The sequence below is a fragment of the Caballeronia sp. NCF2 genome, assembly GCF_023631205.1.
Lineage (GTDB): Bacteria > Pseudomonadota > Gammaproteobacteria > Burkholderiales > Burkholderiaceae > Caballeronia > Caballeronia zhejiangensis.
Window position 1 is genome coordinate 23082 of the sequence record NZ_JALQDN010000056.1, and the last position, 18010, is coordinate 41091.

Genomic DNA, 18010 nt, shown 5'->3' on the forward strand with positions numbered 1-18010 from the left:
GTTCAGAAACGCAGGTTGTTGAGGAACTGGAACCACATCGCGCCGAGCGGATTCGACGCGTCGGTAGCCGCCGGTTCCTTCTCTTCTTTCTTCGCCGCGACCGGTTCTTCTTCGCGCTCTTTCTCTTTCGATTCTTCCCTGGCCTGACGCGATTCGTGCAGCGCGATCGCGCTGTCCGCGATCTGACGCGCGGTCGACTCGTCGCATTGCGCGCCGAGCAGCACGCCGAACACGACGTCACGATTATGGCCTTTCGATGCAAAGCGCATCGCGAGCGATACGCGCTGCGCATAGAGCGCCTCGCGGGCTTCACGCTCCTTCGTTTCGCGCGCTTCGCGTTCGGCTTCTTCCTGCCGCACGCGCTCTTCCCAGCGGCGCATCTCTTCCGTGTAGATGCGGTCGTAGACCTCGCGTTGCGCGGGGTCGGAGAGAATCGCGTAGGCTTCCTTGATCTCGAGGAACTTCGCGCGGGCGACGTCTTCGTTGCCCACGTTGCGATCCGGGTGGCAACGCATCGCGGCCTTGCGATACGCGCGTTTGATTTCTTCTTCGGTGGCGTGCTCGTCCACGCCGAGCGTTTCGTATAACGTTGCCATCTTGCGTTCGGTGGGTGCGGGTCGTCGAGCATCCTAACACGCGAAAAACGGGGTCTTTTCGCGCGATGCGGCATTGCAACACGAACGGCTAGCGGCCGGTGATCGCGCGTGCGGCCATGGCGCCTAACGAATCGAAGATGGCGCGCGCGGGCTTCAGATAGCGCGCGATATGCAGCCGTATGTTCACCACGCCCGCCACGAAGATGAGAAGCGTGATGAGCAGATAGTCGCGCCGCTCCGGTACGAGGTGATAACGCGTATGCAGCAGCACGAACACGATCCACACGAACGCCGGCGCATGCAGCGTCCAATGACGCTGCGCGAAATGCCACGCGATGCGGCGCACATCGCGTCGTGAAGCGCGATCGAGGCCTGCGAGTTCGGGGCGTCGGCGGAAAGAGAAAGGCATGAGGTTCAACGCACGCTTTGCGTGCGCCATCATCGCGTCATAAAGCCTTGCGAGAATCGCGCGTCATTTCGCTCCAAGCATACCCGCCCGACCCTTTCCTTACGATGGCGCTTTCACTCGACGACATCCGTCATCTCTTCGATGAACACGGTTCAATCGCCTATAGCGGCGAGCCGGTCACGCAATTGCAGCACGCGCTGCAAAGCGCGACGCTCGCCGAGCAGGCGGGCGCGAGCCGCGAGCTGATCGTCGCGGCCTTGCTGCACGATCTCGGGCACCTGCTGAATCCGCAAGGCGAGACACCGAGCGAACGCGGCATCGACGATCTGCATCAGTACTTCGCGCTGCCGTTTCTGCGTCCGCTGTTTTCCGACGCCGTGCTCGAACCGATTCGCCTGCACGTCGATGCAAAACGCTGCCTTTGTGCGATCGATGCGTCGTATCACGCGCGGCTGTCGGCGGATTCGGTGCGCAGCCTCCAATTGCAAGGCGGCATATTCGACGATGAAACCGCGCAGGCCTTTCTCGCGAAGCCTTACGCGCGCGATGCCATCGCGCTGCGCCGATGGGACGATGAAGCGAAGGACGCGCGGCGCGTCACGCCCGCGCTGCCGCATTTCATGGAAATCGTGGCGAGCGTCGCGCTGAGTTAGGCGTCGCTGCATCGAAGCACGCACGTTCGCGTATCGCGCTAGACTGTGCGCCATGCGTCCATTCCCATTCGAAAGCGACTTGCAACAAGCCTTCAGCGCGCATACGAGCGCCGCATCGTGAAAGGCGGCAACTTCCGCATCACCGCCGCCGTCGTCGCTTCGGCGCTCTTCATGCAAAACATGGACGGCACGATCGTCGCGACCGCCATCCCGGCGATGGCCCGCGATCTGAACGTCGACGCCGTTCATCTGTCCAGCGCGATCACCGCCTATCTCGTTGCGCTGACCGTCTTCATTCCCGCGAGCGGCTGGGTCGCCGACCGTTTCGGCGCGCGCCGCGTGTTCATGTGGGCGATCGCGACGTTCACGCTCGCGTCCGTCGCGTGCGCCGCGGCGATGAACCTGCCGCAACTGCTCGCCGCGCGCGTTGTGCAAGGCCTCGGCGGCGCGATGATGGTGCCTGTCGGCCGTCTGATCCTGTTTCGCGGCGTCAAACGCGAGGAACTGCTGCAAGCGACGACATGGCTCACGATGCCCGCGCTCGTCGGTCCGTTGCTCGGCCCGCCGCTCGGCGGCTTTCTCACCGACGCGCTCTCGTGGCGCAGCATCTTCTGGGTCAACGTGCCGGTCGGCGTCGCCGGTCTCTTTCTCACCTGGAAGTTATTGCCGCCTTCGCCGCCCGAAGAACGCACGCCGCCCGATCTGCGCGGCATGCTGATGTCGGGCGCGTCGCTGAGTCTGTTCATGATCGGCATCGAGAGCGCGGGGCGCGGCGTGCTGCCGGCCGGCGTGCCGTGGATTTGCGTCGCCGTCGGCCTGCTGCTCTTTCGCGCGACCGTGCTGCATTGCCGGCGCGCGCCGAATCCGGCCATCGACTTTTCGTTGCTTTCGATCCCCACGTTCCACGCCGCGACGGTCGCGGGCAGCCTGTTTCGCGCCGGCGCGGGCGCGCTGCCCTTTCTCGTGCCGCTGACGCTACAGACGGGCTTTGGCTACAGCGCGACGGCGAGCGGCCTGGTCACGTTCGCGAGCGCGCTCGGCTCGTTCTGCATGCGCCCGATGACGGCGCTCGCGCTGCGGCGCTTCTCCGTGCGGACGGTTTTATGCGCGGGCAGCGTCGTGTTCGCGGCCGTGCTGCTCGTCTGCTCGACGATGTCGCAGGCCTGGCCCGCCGCCGCGATCTTCCTGCTCCTGCTGCTCGGCGGACTCGGCCGGTCGCTGAGTTTCGCGACGATGGGCGCGCTCGCCTTCGCCGATGTGCCCAAGCCGCGCCTCGCCGCCGCGACCTCGTTCCAGGGCACCGCGCAACAGTTGATGAAGGCGGTCGGCGTGACGGTCGCCGCCGGCACGATTCAGGCGACGATGCTCGTTTCCGGCAGCGCGCATACCGAGCGCTGGCAACTGGCGTGCGGTTTCATCGTGACGGCGCTGGTCGTCCTGGCCTCGCTCCCGATGTTCGCGCGTCTCTCGGACGATGCGGGCGAAGGCATATCGGCGCCGGCTTCCAAGCGTGCCGAACGCACGTAATTCCTTCCGATCCGCGAAACAAAACATCAGATTTAAGACAAGTACATGATCCACAAGGCTTTTTTATGTGGCTATAATGCGATTCCGCTTTGATCTGGCCATCCGATGCGTCGTGTACTTGTCATCTTTGCCGCCCTTGCCCTCTCGCTGAACGGCGCGCCTGCCGCCCACGCACAGGACAATCCGCTCGCCGCCAGCAATCCGGTCGCGCAGTCCGCCGTCGCGCAAGACCCGAAGGCCGAGCAGGCAAGTCACAAGATTTCGGAAATGCTCACGCGCAAATTCGGCGTGGCGCGCCAAAAGGCGGAAACCATCGCAACGGCGGTCATGTCGTCCGCGTCGAAATATTCGCTGCCTCCGGCGCTTTTGCTCGCCATCATCTCGATCGAATCGCGCTTCAAGGAAACCGCCCGAGGGCCGAACAATGCAACGGGCCTCATGCAAGTGGTGCCGTCGGCGCACAAGAAACTGGTGCGCAACGTCGATCTGACGGATCCGGAAGACAACATCGAGACGGGCTCTGCCATCCTGCACGGGTATGTGAAGTCCGCTCAGGGCGATGTCGATGCCGCGCTGAAAAGCTACGGCGGTTCGCGCGCCTACGCCGAGAAGGTCAGCGTGCGCGCAAAGGCGTTCGAACCGGCCGCATCCGTCGATGCGGCGTCGGCGAGCGCTCAATAAGCTTTAATCTCGCGCGCCGCCGGGCGGATGCCGCAACACGTCCCGATGACGTCGCGGCGATCGCACCCGACTGCGCGCCGGCCTCGCTTCAATAGGCCTTTTTGGTGCCACTGCCGTCGGACTTCATGCCGCCCGAATTCATGTTGCCGTTGTTCGGCGCACTGCGTTGCACCGTGCCCTGATCCTGGCTCATGCCGTTGGTCGCGTCGTTGCCCATGCCGCTCTTCGCGCCGGTGCCGGTCGTGCCATCCGCCGAGCCGCCCATTCCCGTTCCGCCCATACCGACGCCGCCGCCCTTGCCGCCCGCAGCTGAACCTGCGCCGGCCGAACCGTTGCCGCCTGCGCCCATCGAACCGCCGCCGCCCGCTTGCGCATAGACGCCGCCCGACAAGCCGAGTACCAGCGCGGAAATCACCAACTTCTTCGTAGTCGCGTTCATTGCAAGTCTCCCGAGTTTGCGTATCGGTCGTCGCGTATGTCGTGCAACGACCGTGTCCGCATTAGCGCAAGGGACGTGCCGCGAGTCTCATCGCGTCAGACGATCAGTGGATCAGTAGCCGCACGGCACGTACGCATTGCGATAGTTGTCGTAGCAGTAGCCAGGCGGCTGCGCCGGCTGCGCATAAACAGGCTGTGCGTAGGCGGGCTCCGCATACGCGGGTTGCTGATAGACGGGTTGCGCGTAAGCCGGTTGAGCATTGGCGACCGATGTGACCAGCGCACCGAGCACCGCACCGCCGATCAGCGCGCCGACGATCGCACCGCCATCGCCGCCGTGGCCGCGGCCACCGCCGTGTCCGTGCGCCGAGGCTTGGCCCGCCATCGTCAGACTACCGATCATCAACAAGACAAGTGCTGTGCGTTTCATGAGCTTCTCCATTTCCCGTTTAGCCGGGTTCGTGGAAGTCATCTTAAGCAGACAGCTAAGAAATAACTGCATTACTTGGTAACCGCGCATTTCAACGATTACAAATAGGCTGATTCGTTCGGATTCCCAATCGTTAAAACCACAGTTACAAATGGAAGCGAATTCGCTACGACGTAACAGCTTTTTCAGCCGGTTCGGTAACGCAGATGCTCGCGCCCCAGCAATCCCGCCGCTTTTACCGCATGCCGTTTCATTTGCTCGCCACTGGTTACTGTTTGTCACCAGAAGAACGTCAACTGGATCGAAGCACGCGGCGTTTTCATCGTCAGCGCGGCGCACTGCGCGCCACGCGTCCTCGAATAAAAGATCAAGGGAGTTTCAAACCATGAAGAAGATCGTCGCTGCTCTCGCATCCGCCATGCTGGTCTCCACCGTATTCGCGCAAACCGCCGCCACCGACGCCGGCAAAGCGCAACTGAAGGCGAACAACGAAAAGGCCGAGGCGCAGGCGAGCGCCAACAAGAAGAAGGCCGAAGCACAGCGCGACGCCGCCAAGGCGCAGGCATCGGCGAATGAGGACAAGGCATCGGCGCAAGCCGACGCCAACAAGGAAGCCGCGAAGGTAGCGCAGGCGACCACGCCGGAACAGGCTTCCGACGCTCGCGGTGATGCCGCCAAGGCACAGGCGAAAGCCGACAAGAAAAAGCACGCTGCACAAAGCAAGGCCGACAAGAAAAAGCAGGACGCAGCGAAGGATGCCAACGTGGCACAAGCGAAGGCCGACAAGGAAAAGGTCGAAGCACAAAACGACGCGAACAAGTCGGCCGCCGATGCGAAGGTCGACGCGGCGAAGAAGTAAGGGAGGCGAGCGTCCCTCGCATTGCGCATCGGGCATTGCATATCAACAGACCGGTGCGTTCGATTCAGGCGAGCCTTCGGGCTCGCCTTTTTACTTGCCTATGTTCTCGGATCAGCGCGGCACGCGTTTCGATGGCGTCGTGCTCGGGCTCGACCTCATGCGCGATCCGCACGACGCCCCCATCGAAACGCACGGGGCGCGCTGATCAATCCACGCGCTCGATTTCATCCGCGACGGTTTCATGCTCGACGCTCGCATGATGCTCGCTCATCGGCATCGGCGATGCCTTTTTGCGCGAGCGCATCAGAAGACGCGCGCTATGCACGCCCGTCAGCACGACAGCGATCCAGATCGGCACATAAGTCCCGAGCTGGTGCGCTGAAAACGGCTCGCCGAGCAGCAGCACCGCCACGCCGACGAGCAGCACCGGTTCCACATAGCCAAGAATGCCGAATAGCGCGAGCGGCAGATGACGGCTCGCGCGCAGATACGACGCGAGCGCGATCGTGCTCAATGCGCCGAGTCCGGGAAGCAGCACGAGCCACAGATGCGGCGCGCCCGCGACCTCCGTGAACGCGCCGCGCGCGAACAGCATGAGCGCGGCGACGGGCGACATCAGCATGATCTCCACCGCGAACGACACGAGCGGGTCCGCGTTGAGCCGTCGACGCAACATGAAGTACGGCGGATAACCGAGCATCACGACGAGCGTCGGCCATGCGAACGCATGCGTGGCGATGAGCTCATGCGCAACGCCGACGGCCGCCGCCGCGACGCCTGCCCACTGGAATCCATCGAGCCGCTCGCCGTAGTGAAAGCGTCCGAGCAGCACCATCGCGAGGGGAAGCAGGAAATAGCCGAGCGATACTTCGAGCGCGCGCCCGTGCAGCGGCGCCCAGAGAAAGATCCACAACTGCAGGCCGAGCAGCGCGGCCGTGATCGCGAACATCAGCAGCAGTCGCGGCGTTTTGGCGAGCCTCGCGACGAGCGCGCATAATTGCGGCCAGCGCTTTCTCACGGCGACCAGCGCGAGCGCGCCCGGCAATGTCCACACGATACGCCACGCGAAGATGTCGAGGCCGTCGAGCGGCGCGAGCCATTTCGTGTAGCTCGACATGAGCGCGAAGAGCGCGGAAGCCGCGACGGACAGCGCGATGCCGCGCGCGAGGTCATGCTGATTCATCGGGAAGTCGCTGCGCGTTGAAGGTGAATGCAAGCCGGACACAACGTGAACTGCGCATTCTAAACGCCGCGAGCGCTTTGTTTTCGGAACGCGCTTCAAAGAAAACTGCCGCGCGCGCCCGCTTTTTGCTTCCTTCATGCTTCGCATTCGGCATGAACTCTGCCGCGTGAACATTGTCTCTTGCGGTTGTCTTTTGCCGGTCATGTTGATCGGCGACCCTTGTCGGTCCGGCGCGTTCAGCCGGCCTGTCCCTCAGTCCGAGCGGCACACCGCGCGATCATCCGCCGCTCACGTCGAAGCATCCGCTGCAACAACGCGCCGTGCCATCGTTTCCCGGTGGCACGCGAAGAAAACGCCGCATCGATGGAGACGTCATGACTCAAGCTGCCCTTTCCCCCCGCTTCAACAATGCCTTCGCAGAGGCTGTGCACACAGGACTCAGCAAGCGTCCGCAGAAAGAACTGCCGTCGATGTATCTGTATGACGAAGTGGGTTCGGCCCTCTTCGAAGTGATCACCGCGCTGCCCGAGTACGGCGTGACGCGCGCCGAAGAGCGCGTGCTGAAGGACCACGCGACGGATATCGTCGCGGCGATGCCCGGCGACATTCAGGTCGCGGAACTCGGCAGCGGCAGCGGCCGCAAGACGCGCCGCATCCTGGAAGCGCTGTGTAAGAAGCAGCCGACCGCCTATCATCCGATTGAAATTTCGCGCACCGCATTGCAGTTGTGCCGGCGCGAACTGAGCGATATCGAGCGCGTGTCGATTGTCGGACATGAACGCGACTACCTCGCCGGACTCTCCGAAGTCAGCGCCAAGCGCAAGGACGGCGAAAGACTGCTCGTGCTGTTTCTCGGCAGCACCATCGGCAATTTCGCGCGGCTTGCGGCGACGAAGTTCCTGTGCTCGATTCGCGGCATGCTGCAACCTGGCGACGCGCTTCTGCTCGGCACCGATCTCATCAAGCCGCTGCCGGTGTTGATCGCCGCGTACGACGATCCGATCGGCGTGACGGCCGCGTTCAACCTGAACATGCTCGCGCGCATCAATCGCGAACTGGGCGGCGACTTTCCGATCGACGCCTTCGAGCACGTCGCGCGCTTCAATCCGGATGCGCGCAGCGTCGAGATGCATTTGCGTGCGAAGCGCGCGCTTTCCGTACGCGTGCGCGGCGCGGATCTGCGCGTGGACTTCCGCGAAGGCGAAACGATCTGGACGGAAAGCAGCCACAAATATGCGGCCGATGAAGTCGCGCCCATCGCCGCCGATGCGGGCTTCGAATGCACGCATCAGTGGCGCGACGAGGAATGGAAGTTCGCGGAGAGCCTGCTGGTCGCGCGTTAGTGCTGCTCGAAGCGCTCGTAGCGTTTCTCGATGTGGCGCTCCTCGCTGTGAAACTCGGTGACGCGGGCATGCGGCGGCCCGCGTCGCAGCCATTCGAGCATCAGATCGACCTGATTGGCCGCGCCCTGCACGACCGCTTCGACGGAGCCGTCATCAAGATTGGCGACCCAGCCGCGCACGCCCAGCGCATGCGCCTTGCGCACCGTGTGATGCCTGAAACCGACGCCCTGCACGACGCCGCGCACACGCACGTAATAGGTTTCGATTCTCGTATCCAGATCCGGGCCCGGCATCGCGCTTACTCCTTTCCAGTGTTCATAGGCGCATTGTAGACACGCGCTTCAACTCAGGCGAAAGGGCTGCGCCATGTCGGCGTGTTCGCCCGAGCGCGGATGCGGCACGCGCGGCAACCTCACTTCGAACACCGTGCCCGTTTCGGACGTCGAGCGCACGGATACGTCGCCGCCATGCATCTGCGCGATTTCACGCGTGATGTAAAGCCCCAGCCCGAGGCCGCTCGACTCGTTCTGACGCCGGCCCGATCGATACGGCGCGAAGATCGTCGGCAGAACGTCCGCGGGAATCTCGCCGGCGTTTTGCACCGCGATGGTGATGTCCTCGGCGTTGCCGTCGAGGCGCACTTGAATCGCCGAGCCTTCGTGACCGTGCTGCAGCGCGTTGCCGATGAGATTCGAGAAGACCTGCGACAGCAGATCGCCGTCGCCCTGCAACAGCGTGTCGCCCTGACGCAGCACGAAGATGCGCCCCTTGCCGACGCGCGCCTCGTATTCATCGACGATATTCTTCGCGAGCGTCATCAACTCGACGGCGCGCGGCTGCAGCGTCACGCGCCCGCCACGCAGACGCGCAAGGTTCAGCAACTGATCCACCATCCGCACCATGCGCATGCCGCTCGACTTGATGCGCGTGCCGATGTTCGCCACGTTCTCGTCCTGCACGAAACGCGCGAGATATTCCGCCGACGCGATGACCGCGGAAAGCGGCGTGCGCAGATCGTGACCGAGCACGGCCATCAGCATTTCGTTCGCATCGAGCAGTTGCTGCACGGTCGCGAGCTGCGTCGCGAGTTGCTGCTTCTGACGCTCCATCTGAATGAAGACATCGACCTTCGAATTGAGGATGCGCGAATCGAAGGGCTTGTAGAGAAAATCCACCGCGCCCGCTTCATAGCCGCGAAACGTGCGGCTCGCGTCCTGCGCCGTCGCCGTGAGAAAGATGATCGGCACGTGCGCGGTGCGCGGGCTGCCGCGCATCAGTTCGGCGAGCTCGAAGCCGTCCATGCCCGGCATGTTGACGTCGAGGATCGCGAGCGCGACTTCGTGCTTGAGCAGCAGCTCCAGCGCGGCGGGGCCCGACTCGGCCTTCAGCACCGACAGATCCGGCCGCGCGAGCGACGCTTCGAGCGCGGTGATGTTGTTGCGAATGTCATCGACGATCAGCACGTGGATGGGTTGCGTCATCTGGTGACTCCTTGCCTTCTTTTCATGGCTGCCGGCCGATGCATTGCGACAGCCGCAACGCCATTTCATCGAGCGTCAGTACTTCATTCACCGCGTCCTCAGCGATCGCCGCGAGCGGCATCGCCGGGGCCGAGGCCGTCTCCGGGTTCTGCGCCCAGCACGCGCCGCCCGCCTCGCGGATCGCGCGCGCGCCGCGGGCGCCGTCGTCGTTCGCGCCGGAGAGCACGATGCCGAGCAGACGTTCGCCATACGCATGCGCCGCCGATTCGAACAGCACGTCCACCGATGGCCGCGAGAAGCGCACCGGCGGATCGACCGACAGCGCGATCGCCGGCGCCGCGCCGCCTTCCGCCTCGACGAGCATGTGATATCCCGGCGGCGCGAAATACACGGTGCCGGGCGCGATCTCGTCCTTGTCGAACGGCTCTTCGACGGCCAGTTCGCAGCGCGACGCGAACAATCCCGGCAAGAGGCTCGGCTGTCCTTGCCGCACATGCACGACGATCAGCACGGGCAGCACGAACGTCTTCGGCAGCGCGGGCAACAGATGATTGAGCGCCTCGACGCCGCCCGCCGATGCGCCGATCACGACTGCTCCGATGCGATGCGCGTCGAACATCGTCACACCTTCTGGTAAAGCCGCTCGCGCGCATTGAAATCCGCGAAGCGGTCTGCATAGGTGGAAAAGCGCAGGCTTTCCTTGCTGCCGAGCCCGAGAAATCCGCGCCGCACGAGCGAATCGCTGAACAGACCGAGCGCGCGATCCTGCAACGCGCGATCGAAATAGATCAGCACATTGCGGCACGACACGAGATGCGCTTCGAGAAACACGCTGTCGGTCGCGAGACTGTGATCCGCGAACACGACGCGCGACTTGAGCGTCTGCGAGAACTTCGCCGCGCCGTACGCGGCGTGATAGTAGTCCGACAGCGAACGCTTGCCGCCCGCCGCCAGATAGTTCTGACTGAAGCTCGCCATGCGTTCCAGCGGATAGATGCCGCTCTCGGCCTGACGCAGCGCTTCGGCGTTGATGTCGGTCGCGTAGAACACGGTGCGATCCGCGATCTTCTCTTCGGCGAAGAGCACGGCGAGCGACCACAATTCCTCGCCGGTGCTGCATCCCGCGACCCAGACCTTGATCGACGGATACGTCTGCAGAATCGGCACGACCTGCTCGCGAATCGCGCGAAAGTAGTGCGGATCGCGGAACATCTCGCTCACCTGCACCGTGAGGTACTGGAACAGCCGCGCGAACAGCGCCGGATCGCGCAGAATCCGCTCCTGCAAATGCGAGAGCGTCGGCAGGCCGAGATCGTTCACGGCTTGCGCGAGGCGTCTTCTCAGCGAACTCATCGAGTAATGCCGGAAGTCGTGCTGATAGCGCAGGTAGATCGCTTCCAGAATCAGCTTCAGTTCGATGTCGAACGTCGCTTCTTCGTCGTGACTGCCGTCGTTCGCCATGTTCATCGCTGCCGCAACCAAACCCGACATAAAGACACGAGCTTATCCACGTCGATGGGTTTCGATATGTAATCGTCCGCACCTGCCTCGAGACATTTCTCGCGATCGCTCGGCATCGCTTTCGCCGTCAGCGCGATGATCGGCAGACGCGCGTGCTCCGTGCGCTTGCGGATTTCGGTCATCGCGGTCAGGCCGTCCATTTCGGGCATCATGATGTCCATCAGCACGAGGTCGATATCGCTGCGGCGCGCGAGCGCTTCGAGCGCTTCGCGTCCGTTGCGCGCGATTTCGAGCGTGGCGCCGAGCGGCTCGATCACGCGCGACAGCGCGAAGATGTTGCGCACGTCGTCTTCGACGAGCAGGATCGTGCGGCCTTCGAACACGTCGTCGCGCTGACGCGCCGCGCGCAGCATGCGCTGCTGCTCCGGCGGCAGCGCGCTTTCCACGCTATGCAGGAACAGCGTCACTTCGTCGAGCAGACGCTCCGGCGATTTCGCTCCCTTGATGATGATCGATTTCGAATAGCGGCGCAGGCGCTGCTCTTCTTCCTGCGACAGCAGGCGTCCCGTATAGACGATGACCGGCGGCGACGCGTGCCCGCCGCTCGTCGACACGCGTTCGAGCAGTTCGTAACCGGAGCCGTCGGGCAGCGCGAGATCCATCACGACGCAATCGAACGGCACGCGCTGCATCTCCTCGATGGCCTCCGCGATCGATCCTGCCTCGACGATGCCCACCGTGTCGCTCGCGAGCAGCGCGTGAATGCTCTGACGCAACGCCGGATCGTCCTCGACGACGAGCACGCGGCGCATGCCCTGCGACGAGCGCGCTTCGAGCTTGCGGATCGCGTGCGCCAGTTCTTCGCGCGCGCTCGGCTTCAGCGTGTAGCCGATCGCGCCGAGATGCAGCGCGACATCGGCGTGATCGGTCGCGGAGACGATGTGAATCGGAATGTGACGCGTGAGCGGATCGTGCTTGAGCCATTCGAGCACGGTGAGGCCCGACTGATCCGGCAGGCCGATATCGAGCAGAATGCCGTTCGGCTGCAGCGAACGCGCGAGCTCGACGCCTTGCGTGGCGGTCGCCGCGTGCACGCAGTCGAAATCGAGTTCGTGCGCGAGATCGTAGAGGATGCGCGCGAACGGCTGATCGTCCTCGATGACGAGAATCACGCGATCCGGACGCTTGCGGTCGGCGCGGTCGTCGGCGATGCCGAGCGGCTCCGGACTGACCATGGGCGCCGGCATCGGCTGTACCGGCGCAGGCGCAGGCGCAGGCGCTGGCGCAGGTGCAGGCGCGGGCGCGGGCGCGGCCATGGGCTGCGCTTCCCGCATGTGACCGATCGTATCGAGCTTCGCGGTGACGGTGCCTTCGTGCGCCGCGATCGGCAGCGTCACCGAAAACACGCTGCCCTGCCCCAGTTCGCTCGACACGGACACCGATCCGCCGAGCAGTCGCGAAAACTCGCGCGAAATCGACAATCCGAGGCCGCTGCCGCCGTATTTGCGGCTCGTGGTGCCGTCGGCTTGCTGGAACGCCTGGAAGATCATCTCTTGCTTGTCGCGCGCGATGCCGATGCCCGTGTCGCGCACATCGAAACGCAGCGCGTTGTCGCCGGCGCGCTCGACCGCGACCGTCACGCGGCCGCGCTCGGTGAACTTGAATGCGTTCGACAGCAGATTGCGCAGCACCTGCAAGAGCCGCTGGCTGTCGGTGACGAAGTATTGCGGCACGTTCTCGCCGTGCGCGGTGACGAATTCGACGCCCTTGTTCGCCGCGATGGGCGCGAACGATTGCTGCAACGTCTGCAGGATCGCATCGACGGATGTGTGCGCGAACTGCACGTCCATCTGTCCGGCCTCGACCTTGGACAAATCGAGAATGTCGTTGATGAGCGAAAGCAGATCGCTGTTCGACGAATGGATCGTCGCGGCGAAGCGCACCTGTTCCTCGGTCAGGTTGCCTTGCTTGTTGTCCTGCAAGAGTTTCGCGAGGATCAGCGAACTGTTGAGCGGCGTGCGCAGTTCGTGCGACATGTTCGCGAGGAACTCCGACTTGTACTGGCTCGCGCGCTCCATTTCCAGCGCGTTCGCGGTCAGTTCCTGCTGCGCCTGCATCAGCTCGGACTTTTGCCGCTCCAGATGTTGCGTGTGCTCTTCGAGCTGCACGTTGGTCTGTTCGAGCTCGGCCTGCTGCTGTTCGAGACGCGCCTGCGAATCCTGCAGCGCGCGGCCGCGCTCCTCCAGTTCCTCGTTCGACACGCGCAACTCTTCCTGCTGGACCTGCAATTCCTCGCTCTGGCGCTGCGTTTCTTCGAGCAGTTCGACGAGACGCGCGCGATACCGCGACGAACGCAGCGCCATGCCGATCGGTTCCGAGGCCATGTCGAGCAGCGCGCGGGTATCGTCGAAACGGCCTTCGTTGCCGACGAAGCCGAGTTCGATCGCGCCCACGACGTCGCCATCGGCGAGAAGCGGCGCGATCACGACGCGCGACGCCGCCGCCGATCCCAGCGCCGAACCGGCCTTCAGATAGTGCGCGGACGCGTCGCGCAATTCGAGCACGCGCGCCTCTTCGACTGCCTGTCCGACGAGTCCCTGGCCGCGCGGTATCCTCGCTGGCGCGCTGGCATCGTCCGGCAGCGCCCACGACGCGACCCGCACGAGCGCATCGCCTTCGAGCGCGTAGACGACGCCGACTTTTGCATTCACGTACGGAATGATCGAACGCAGGATGCTCACGCCGATCGAAGCCGGAGACTGCTCGCCGCGCAATTTCTGCGCGAGTTGCACGATGCCCTGTTGCAGCCAGGTCGTGCGTTGTACGGCGAGCCGCGATTTGATATACAGATGCGCCACCGCTGCGAGCGCGAGCATGACGACGATGCCCATTGCGCGGTTGATCTGCAGCACGTCGCGGCTCGTGTTCGGATCGGTGGCGGCGAGTGCGTATCCTGCGAGCGTCAGCACGGTCGAGACGCCCGCCGTGACGATCGGCACGGCGGGGCGGTCGGCCCAGACGCAGAGCACGACGGGCAGCACGTAGAACACCCAGATCGCGATGCGGATCGGCGTGAGCACGTCGATGCAGAACACCACGGCGAGCGTGATTGCGATTGCGAGGTAAATCCAGGCGCTTAGGTTTCGAGTGTCTTGAGGCATCGCTTACCGGTTGTGTCCATGTTTTGCGCGGTCCTCGCGGCCGCGGCAGGCGAGGACCATAGCATGAGCCGCAAGCCCTTGTCACATCGGGCTTTGCAGCCTTTTTTCGGCGCGGCAATCGTTACAATCGAGGCCGCGCGGACGTTTTCAACGAGGTAAGAATGACTGATTTTTCCGGCTCTCGCGTGCTCGTCACGGGTGCTTCGGGGTTCGTCGGTTCCGCGGTCGCGCGGCTCGCCATCGAACGCGGTTTCGACGTGCGCGTGCTCGTGCGCAAGACCAGCCCGCGCAAGAACGTCGAATCGCTGGACGCGGAGATCGTCGTCGGCGACATGCGCGACGAAGCGTCCATGCGCGCCGCGCTCAAGGGCTGCCGCTTCCTGTTTCACGTAGCCGCCGATTACCGCATCTGGGCGCCGGATCCGGCCGAAATCGAACGCGCGAATCTCGAAGGCACCGAAGCGACGATGCGCGCGGCGCTGTCCGAAGGTGTCGAGCGCATCGTTTATACCAGCAGCGTCGCGACGCTCAAGGTGACGAGCTCGGGCGCGATCGTCGACGAGACGAAGCCGTCGGATGCGCAGAGCACCATCGGCGCATACAAGCGCAGCAAGGTGCTCGCGGAGCGCGCGGTCGAGCGCATGGTCGCGCAGAACGCGCTGCCGGCGGTGATCGTGAATCCGTCGACGCCGATCGGCCCGCGCGACGTGCGCCCGACACCGACCGGGCGCATCATCGTCGAAGCGGCGACCGGCAAGATCCCCGCGTTCGTCGATACGGGCCTCAATCTCGTGCACGTCGACGATGTCGCGAACGGGCACTTTCTCGCGCTCGAACGCGGCAAGATCGGCGAGCGATATATCCTGGGCGGCGAGAATCTGCCCTTGCAGCAGATGTTGGCGGACATCGCCGGATTCGTCGGGCGCAAGCCGCCGACCATCAAGCTGCCGCGCGGGCCGCTTTATCCGCTCGCGATCGGCGCGGAGCTGTTCGCGAAAGTGAGCGGAAAGGAGCCGTTCGTGACCGTCGACGCGCTGCGCATGTCGAAGAACAAGATGTACTTCACGTCGGCGAAGGCGGAACGCGAGCTGGGCTACGCCGCGCGGCCGTACGCGCAAGGTCTGAAGGACGCGCTGGACTGGTTCCGGGAGAACGGGTATCTCGCTGGATGAAGCGCCAAATCATTTCGTGAAACGTTCCGGCCATCGCGACGCGGCCGGAAGACAGCAACTCTTGTATAAGACTCGAAAAAAATTAAGTCATTGAATTCGCAAGAAAAACGCCCGTTTTGGCCAATTTCGCAAGCCGAAATTCACACGCGCGCCCTGCAAAATCAGGCAGAATAGCGGTTTGTTGCCGGAGGGGTGACGAGGCCGGCGGTTTTTTCCAACCTGTTTTCGGATGTCGAGACAAGCGATGAGTAATCAGCAACCCACCATCATCTACACCCTGACCGACGAAGCTCCGCTGCTCGCGACCAGCGCCTTTCTGCCGATCATCCGTGCCTTCACCGCGCCGGCGGGCGTCAACGTCGAGACGAGCGACATCTCCGTCGCGGCCCGCATCCTCGGCGAATTCCCCGAATTCCTGACCGACGAGCAAAAGGTCCCCGACAACCTCGCGAAGCTCGGCGAACTCACGCAGGACGCCGACACCAACATCATCAAGCTGCCGAACATCAGCGCGTCGCTGCATCAGCTGACGAGCGCGATCAAGGAACTGCAAAGCAAGGGCTACAAGCTGCCCGACTATCCCGAAGAGCCGAAGAACGACGAAGAAAAGGCCATCCGCGCGCGCTATGGCAAGTGCCTCGGCTCGGCCGTGAACCCGGTGCTGCGCGAAGGCAACTCGGACCGCCGCGCGCCGCTCGCCGTGAAGAACTACGCGAAGAAGCATCCGCACAGCATGGGCGAGTGGAGCATGGCGTCGCGCACGCACGTCGCGCACATGAAACACGGCGACTTCTATCACGGCGAAAAGTCCATCACGAACGATAAAGCCCGCGAAGTGCGCATGGAACTCGTGACGAAGCGCGGCGAAACCATCGTGCTGAAGCCGAAGGTCAAGCTGCAGGAAGGCGAGATCGTCGACAGCATGTTCATGAGCAAGAAGGCGCTCGTCGAGTTCTACGAAGACCAGATGCAGGATGCGTTCGACACGGGCGTCATGCTGTCGCTGCACGTCAAGGCGACCATGATGAAGGTCTCGCACCCGATCGTCTTCGGCCACGCCGTGAAGGTGTTCTACAAGGACGCGTTCGCCAAGCACGGCAAGCTCTTCGAAGAGCTGGGCATCAACGTGAACAACGGTCTCGTCGATCTGTACACGAAGATCGAAGCACTGCCGGAATCGCAACGCGATGAAGTCATCCGCGACATGCACGCGTGCCACGAGAAGCGCCCGGCGCTCGCCATGGTCGATTCGGCCAAGGGCATCTCGAACCTGCACGCGCCGAACGACGTGATCGTCGACGCATCCATGCCCGCGATGATCCGCGCGGGCGGCAAGATGTGGGGCGCCGACGGCCGTCCGCAAGACACGAAGTGCCTGATTCCGGAAAGCACGTTCGCGCGCATCTATCAGGAAATCATCAACTTCTGCAAGACCAACGGCGCGTTCGATCCGAAGACGATGGGCACGGTGCCGAACGTCGGCCTGATGGCGCAAAAGGCGGAAGAGTACGGCTCGCACGACAAGACGTTCGAGATCGCGGAAGACGGCACCGCGCGCATCGTCGACAACGCGACGGGCGAAGTCCTCGAAGGGCTGACGCAGGAAGTCGAGAAGGGCGACATCTGGCGCATGTGCCTCGTGAAGGACGCGCCGATCCGCGACTGGGTGAAGCTCGCCGTCACGCGCGTGAAGAACTCGGGCACGCCGGCCGTGTTCTGGCTCGACCCGTATCGTCCGCACGAAGCCGAACTCATCAAGAAGGTCGAGACGTACCTGAAGGATTACGACACGACCGGCCTCGACATCCAGATCATGTCGCAAGTGCGCGCGATGCGTTACACGCTCGAACGCGTGATCCGCGGCATGGACACGATCTCGGTCACGGGCAACATCCTGCGCGATTACCTCACCGACCTGTTCCCGATCATGGAACTCGGCACGAGCGCGAAGATGCTTTCCATCGTTCCGCTGATGGCGGGCGGCGGCCTGTACGAAACGGGCGCGGGCGGCTCGGCGCCGAAGCATGTTCAGCAGCTCGTGCAGGAAAACCATCTGCGCTGGGACTCGCTCGGCGAATTCCTCGCGCTGGCGGTGTCGCTGGAAGAGCTCGGCATCAAGAACGACAACGCGCGTGCGAAGCTCGTCGCGAAGGCGCTCGATTCGGCCACCGGCAAGCTGCTCGACAACAACAAGAGCCCGTCGCCGAAGACCGGCCAGCTCGACAATCGCGGCAGCCAGTTCTATCTCGCGATGTACTGGGCGCAGGAACTCGCGTCGCAGTCGGAAGACAAGGCGCTCGCCGAGCAGTTCGCGCCGCTCGCAAAGACGCTGGCCGAGAACGAGCAGAAGATCGTCGATGAACTCGCCGCCGTGCAGGGCAATGCGGTGGATATCGGCGGCTACTACAAGCCGGACGAGAAGAAGCTCGAAGCCGTGATGCGTCCGAGCAAGACGTTCAATGCCGCGCTCGAACAGGTGCGCGCGAAGTAAGCTGGGCTGGAGCGCGTTCTTTCGCGCTTCGGTGATGAAACCGGCATCGCCTTCGGGCATGCCGGTTTTTTTTGCGCGCGCCGCATCCAACGATCTTTACAGACGCCGGTTCGCCTCTGCATACA

The 18010-nt window shown here is 63.6% G+C and carries 17 protein-coding genes; 7 read left to right on the forward strand and 10 right to left on the reverse strand.

The genetic code is table 11. The features are described 5' to 3' along the window. Nucleotides 1–2: 2 nt before the first annotated feature. Nucleotides 3–596: a J domain-containing protein gene (locus NCS02_RS20005; protein ID WP_250503168.1), complete on the reverse strand. Its 594-nt coding sequence runs from the start codon at nt 594–596 to the stop codon at nt 3–5. Nucleotides 597–684: 88 nt separating this feature from the next. Further along, the gene (locus tag NCS02_RS20010; protein ID WP_239295348.1) at nt 685–1005 is read right to left on the reverse strand and encodes a hypothetical protein; all 321 of its coding nucleotides are present in this window, start codon (nt 1003–1005) and stop codon (nt 685–687) included. Between the two features lie 104 nt (nt 1006–1109). Between NCS02_RS20010 and NCS02_RS20015 the strand changes: the two genes are divergently transcribed. From NCS02_RS20015 to NCS02_RS20025, 3 genes are all read left to right on the forward strand, one after another. After that, entirely contained in the window at nt 1110–1658 is a 549-nt protein-coding gene (locus NCS02_RS20015; RefSeq protein WP_250503169.1) for a phosphonate degradation HD-domain oxygenase, read from the forward strand. Between the two features lie 117 nt (nt 1659–1775). Then, nucleotides 1776–3185, forward strand: coding sequence for a DHA2 family efflux MFS transporter permease subunit (locus NCS02_RS20020; RefSeq protein WP_033535971.1), 1410 nt, complete (start codon nt 1776–1778; stop codon nt 3183–3185). 105 nt (nt 3186–3290) lie between these two features. Continuing rightward, the gene (locus NCS02_RS20025; protein WP_008354302.1) at nt 3291–3866 is read left to right on the forward strand and encodes a transglycosylase SLT domain-containing protein; all 576 of its coding nucleotides are present in this window, start codon (nt 3291–3293) and stop codon (nt 3864–3866) included. An 88-nt stretch (nt 3867–3954) separates the two neighbouring features. On the opposite strand, the gene NCS02_RS20030 is transcribed toward NCS02_RS20025, so the two are convergent. After that, on the reverse strand, nt 3955–4305 hold the full coding sequence (locus NCS02_RS20030) for a hypothetical protein (RefSeq protein ID WP_175982327.1): 351 nt from the start codon (nt 4303–4305) through the stop codon (nt 3955–3957). 111 nt (nt 4306–4416) lie between these two features. Then, nucleotides 4417–4734, reverse strand: coding sequence for a hypothetical protein (locus NCS02_RS20035; RefSeq protein WP_033535970.1), 318 nt, complete (start codon nt 4732–4734; stop codon nt 4417–4419). A gap of 151 nt (nt 4735–4885) precedes the next feature. On the opposite strand from NCS02_RS20035, the gene NCS02_RS20040 reads away from it, so the two are divergent. Then, a complete protein-coding gene (locus tag NCS02_RS20040; RefSeq protein ID WP_250503170.1) occupies nt 4886–5593 on the forward strand; it encodes a hypothetical protein in 708 nt (235 codons plus the stop codon). A gap of 205 nt (nt 5594–5798) precedes the next feature. Here NCS02_RS20040 and rarD read toward each other — a convergent pair whose 3' ends face one another. Next, nucleotides 5799–6776 (reverse strand): EamA family transporter RarD, encoded by a 978-nt coding sequence (rarD, locus tag NCS02_RS20045; RefSeq protein WP_250523268.1) that lies wholly within the window; start codon nt 6774–6776, stop codon nt 5799–5801. 374 nt (nt 6777–7150) lie between these two features. On the opposite strand from rarD, the gene egtD reads away from it, so the two are divergent. Continuing rightward, nucleotides 7151–8119: an L-histidine N(alpha)-methyltransferase gene (gene egtD / locus NCS02_RS20050; RefSeq protein ID WP_250503172.1), complete on the forward strand. Its 969-nt coding sequence runs from the start codon at nt 7151–7153 to the stop codon at nt 8117–8119. Here egtD and NCS02_RS20055 read toward each other — a convergent pair. Genes NCS02_RS20055 through NCS02_RS20075 form a run of 5 tightly spaced genes read right to left on the reverse strand, consistent with a single transcriptional unit; the run spans nt 8116 to nt 14222 of the window. Continuing rightward, nucleotides 8116–8412: an acylphosphatase gene (locus tag NCS02_RS20055; RefSeq protein ID WP_008354295.1), complete on the reverse strand. Its 297-nt coding sequence runs from the start codon at nt 8410–8412 to the stop codon at nt 8116–8118. The genes egtD and NCS02_RS20055 overlap by 4 nt on opposite strands. 48 nt (nt 8413–8460) lie before the next feature. Next, on the reverse strand, nt 8461–9600 hold the full coding sequence (locus NCS02_RS20060) for a hybrid sensor histidine kinase/response regulator (RefSeq protein ID WP_175982330.1): 1140 nt from the start codon (nt 9598–9600) through the stop codon (nt 8461–8463). A 22-nt stretch (nt 9601–9622) separates the two neighbouring features. Next, on the reverse strand, nt 9623–10219 hold the full coding sequence (locus NCS02_RS20065) for a chemotaxis protein CheB (RefSeq protein WP_008354293.1): 597 nt from the start codon (nt 10217–10219) through the stop codon (nt 9623–9625). A 2-nt stretch (nt 10220–10221) separates the two neighbouring features. Next, nucleotides 10222–11067 (reverse strand): CheR family methyltransferase, encoded by an 846-nt coding sequence (locus tag NCS02_RS20070; protein ID WP_008354292.1) that lies wholly within the window; start codon nt 11065–11067, stop codon nt 10222–10224. Further along, the gene (locus NCS02_RS20075) at nt 11064–14222 is read right to left on the reverse strand and encodes a response regulator (protein WP_250503173.1); all 3159 of its coding nucleotides are present in this window, start codon (nt 14220–14222) and stop codon (nt 11064–11066) included. The genes NCS02_RS20070 and NCS02_RS20075 overlap by 4 nt, the downstream gene beginning before the upstream one ends. 161 nt (nt 14223–14383) lie before the next feature. On the opposite strand from NCS02_RS20075, the gene hpnA reads away from it, so the two are divergent. Further along, nucleotides 14384–15394 carry a hopanoid-associated sugar epimerase gene (hpnA, locus tag NCS02_RS20080; RefSeq protein WP_250503174.1) on the forward strand — a complete coding sequence of 337 codons (1011 nt, stop codon included), beginning with the start codon at nt 14384–14386 and terminating at the stop codon, nt 15392–15394. Between the two features lie 244 nt (nt 15395–15638). Then, nucleotides 15639–17885 carry an NADP-dependent isocitrate dehydrogenase gene (locus tag NCS02_RS20085; RefSeq protein WP_008354288.1) on the forward strand — a complete coding sequence of 749 codons (2247 nt, stop codon included), beginning with the start codon at nt 15639–15641 and terminating at the stop codon, nt 17883–17885. Nucleotides 17886–18010: the final 125 nt, after the last annotated feature.

Excerpts from the sequence above, each read along its gene's own strand:
- rarD (WP_250523268.1), bottom strand. The coding sequence starts at position 6,776 with ATGAATCAGCATGACCTCGCGCGCGGCATCGCGCTGTCCGTCGCGGCT.
- NCS02_RS20085 (WP_008354288.1), top strand. The coding sequence starts at position 15,639 with ATGAGTAATCAGCAACCCACCATCATCTACACCCTGACCGACGAAGCT.
- NCS02_RS20035 (WP_033535970.1), bottom strand. The coding sequence starts at position 4,734 with ATGAAACGCACAGCACTTGTCTTGTTGATGATCGGTAGTCTGACGATG.
- egtD (WP_250503172.1), top strand. The coding sequence starts at position 7,151 with ATGACTCAAGCTGCCCTTTCCCCCCGCTTCAACAATGCCTTCGCAGAG.
- hpnA (WP_250503174.1), top strand. The coding sequence starts at position 14,384 with ATGACTGATTTTTCCGGCTCTCGCGTGCTCGTCACGGGTGCTTCGGGG.
- NCS02_RS20075 (WP_250503173.1), bottom strand. The coding sequence starts at position 14,222 with ATGCCTCAAGACACTCGAAACCTAAGCGCCTGGATTTACCTCGCAATC.
- NCS02_RS20005 (WP_250503168.1), bottom strand. The coding sequence starts at position 596 with ATGGCAACGTTATACGAAACGCTCGGCGTGGACGAGCACGCCACCGAA.
- NCS02_RS20040 (WP_250503170.1), top strand. The coding sequence starts at position 4,886 with ATGGAAGCGAATTCGCTACGACGTAACAGCTTTTTCAGCCGGTTCGGT.
- NCS02_RS20015 (WP_250503169.1), top strand. The coding sequence starts at position 1,110 with ATGGCGCTTTCACTCGACGACATCCGTCATCTCTTCGATGAACACGGT.
- NCS02_RS20010 (WP_239295348.1), bottom strand. The coding sequence starts at position 1,005 with ATGCCTTTCTCTTTCCGCCGACGCCCCGAACTCGCAGGCCTCGATCGC.
- NCS02_RS20055 (WP_008354295.1), bottom strand. The coding sequence starts at position 8,412 with ATGCCGGGCCCGGATCTGGATACGAGAATCGAAACCTATTACGTGCGT.
- NCS02_RS20065 (WP_008354293.1), bottom strand. The coding sequence starts at position 10,219 with ATGTTCGACGCGCATCGCATCGGAGCAGTCGTGATCGGCGCATCGGCG.
- NCS02_RS20025 (WP_008354302.1), top strand. The coding sequence starts at position 3,291 with ATGCGTCGTGTACTTGTCATCTTTGCCGCCCTTGCCCTCTCGCTGAAC.
- NCS02_RS20060 (WP_175982330.1), bottom strand. The coding sequence starts at position 9,600 with ATGACGCAACCCATCCACGTGCTGATCGTCGATGACATTCGCAACAAC.
- NCS02_RS20030 (WP_175982327.1), bottom strand. The coding sequence starts at position 4,305 with ATGAACGCGACTACGAAGAAGTTGGTGATTTCCGCGCTGGTACTCGGC.
- NCS02_RS20070 (WP_008354292.1), bottom strand. The coding sequence starts at position 11,067 with ATGAACATGGCGAACGACGGCAGTCACGACGAAGAAGCGACGTTCGAC.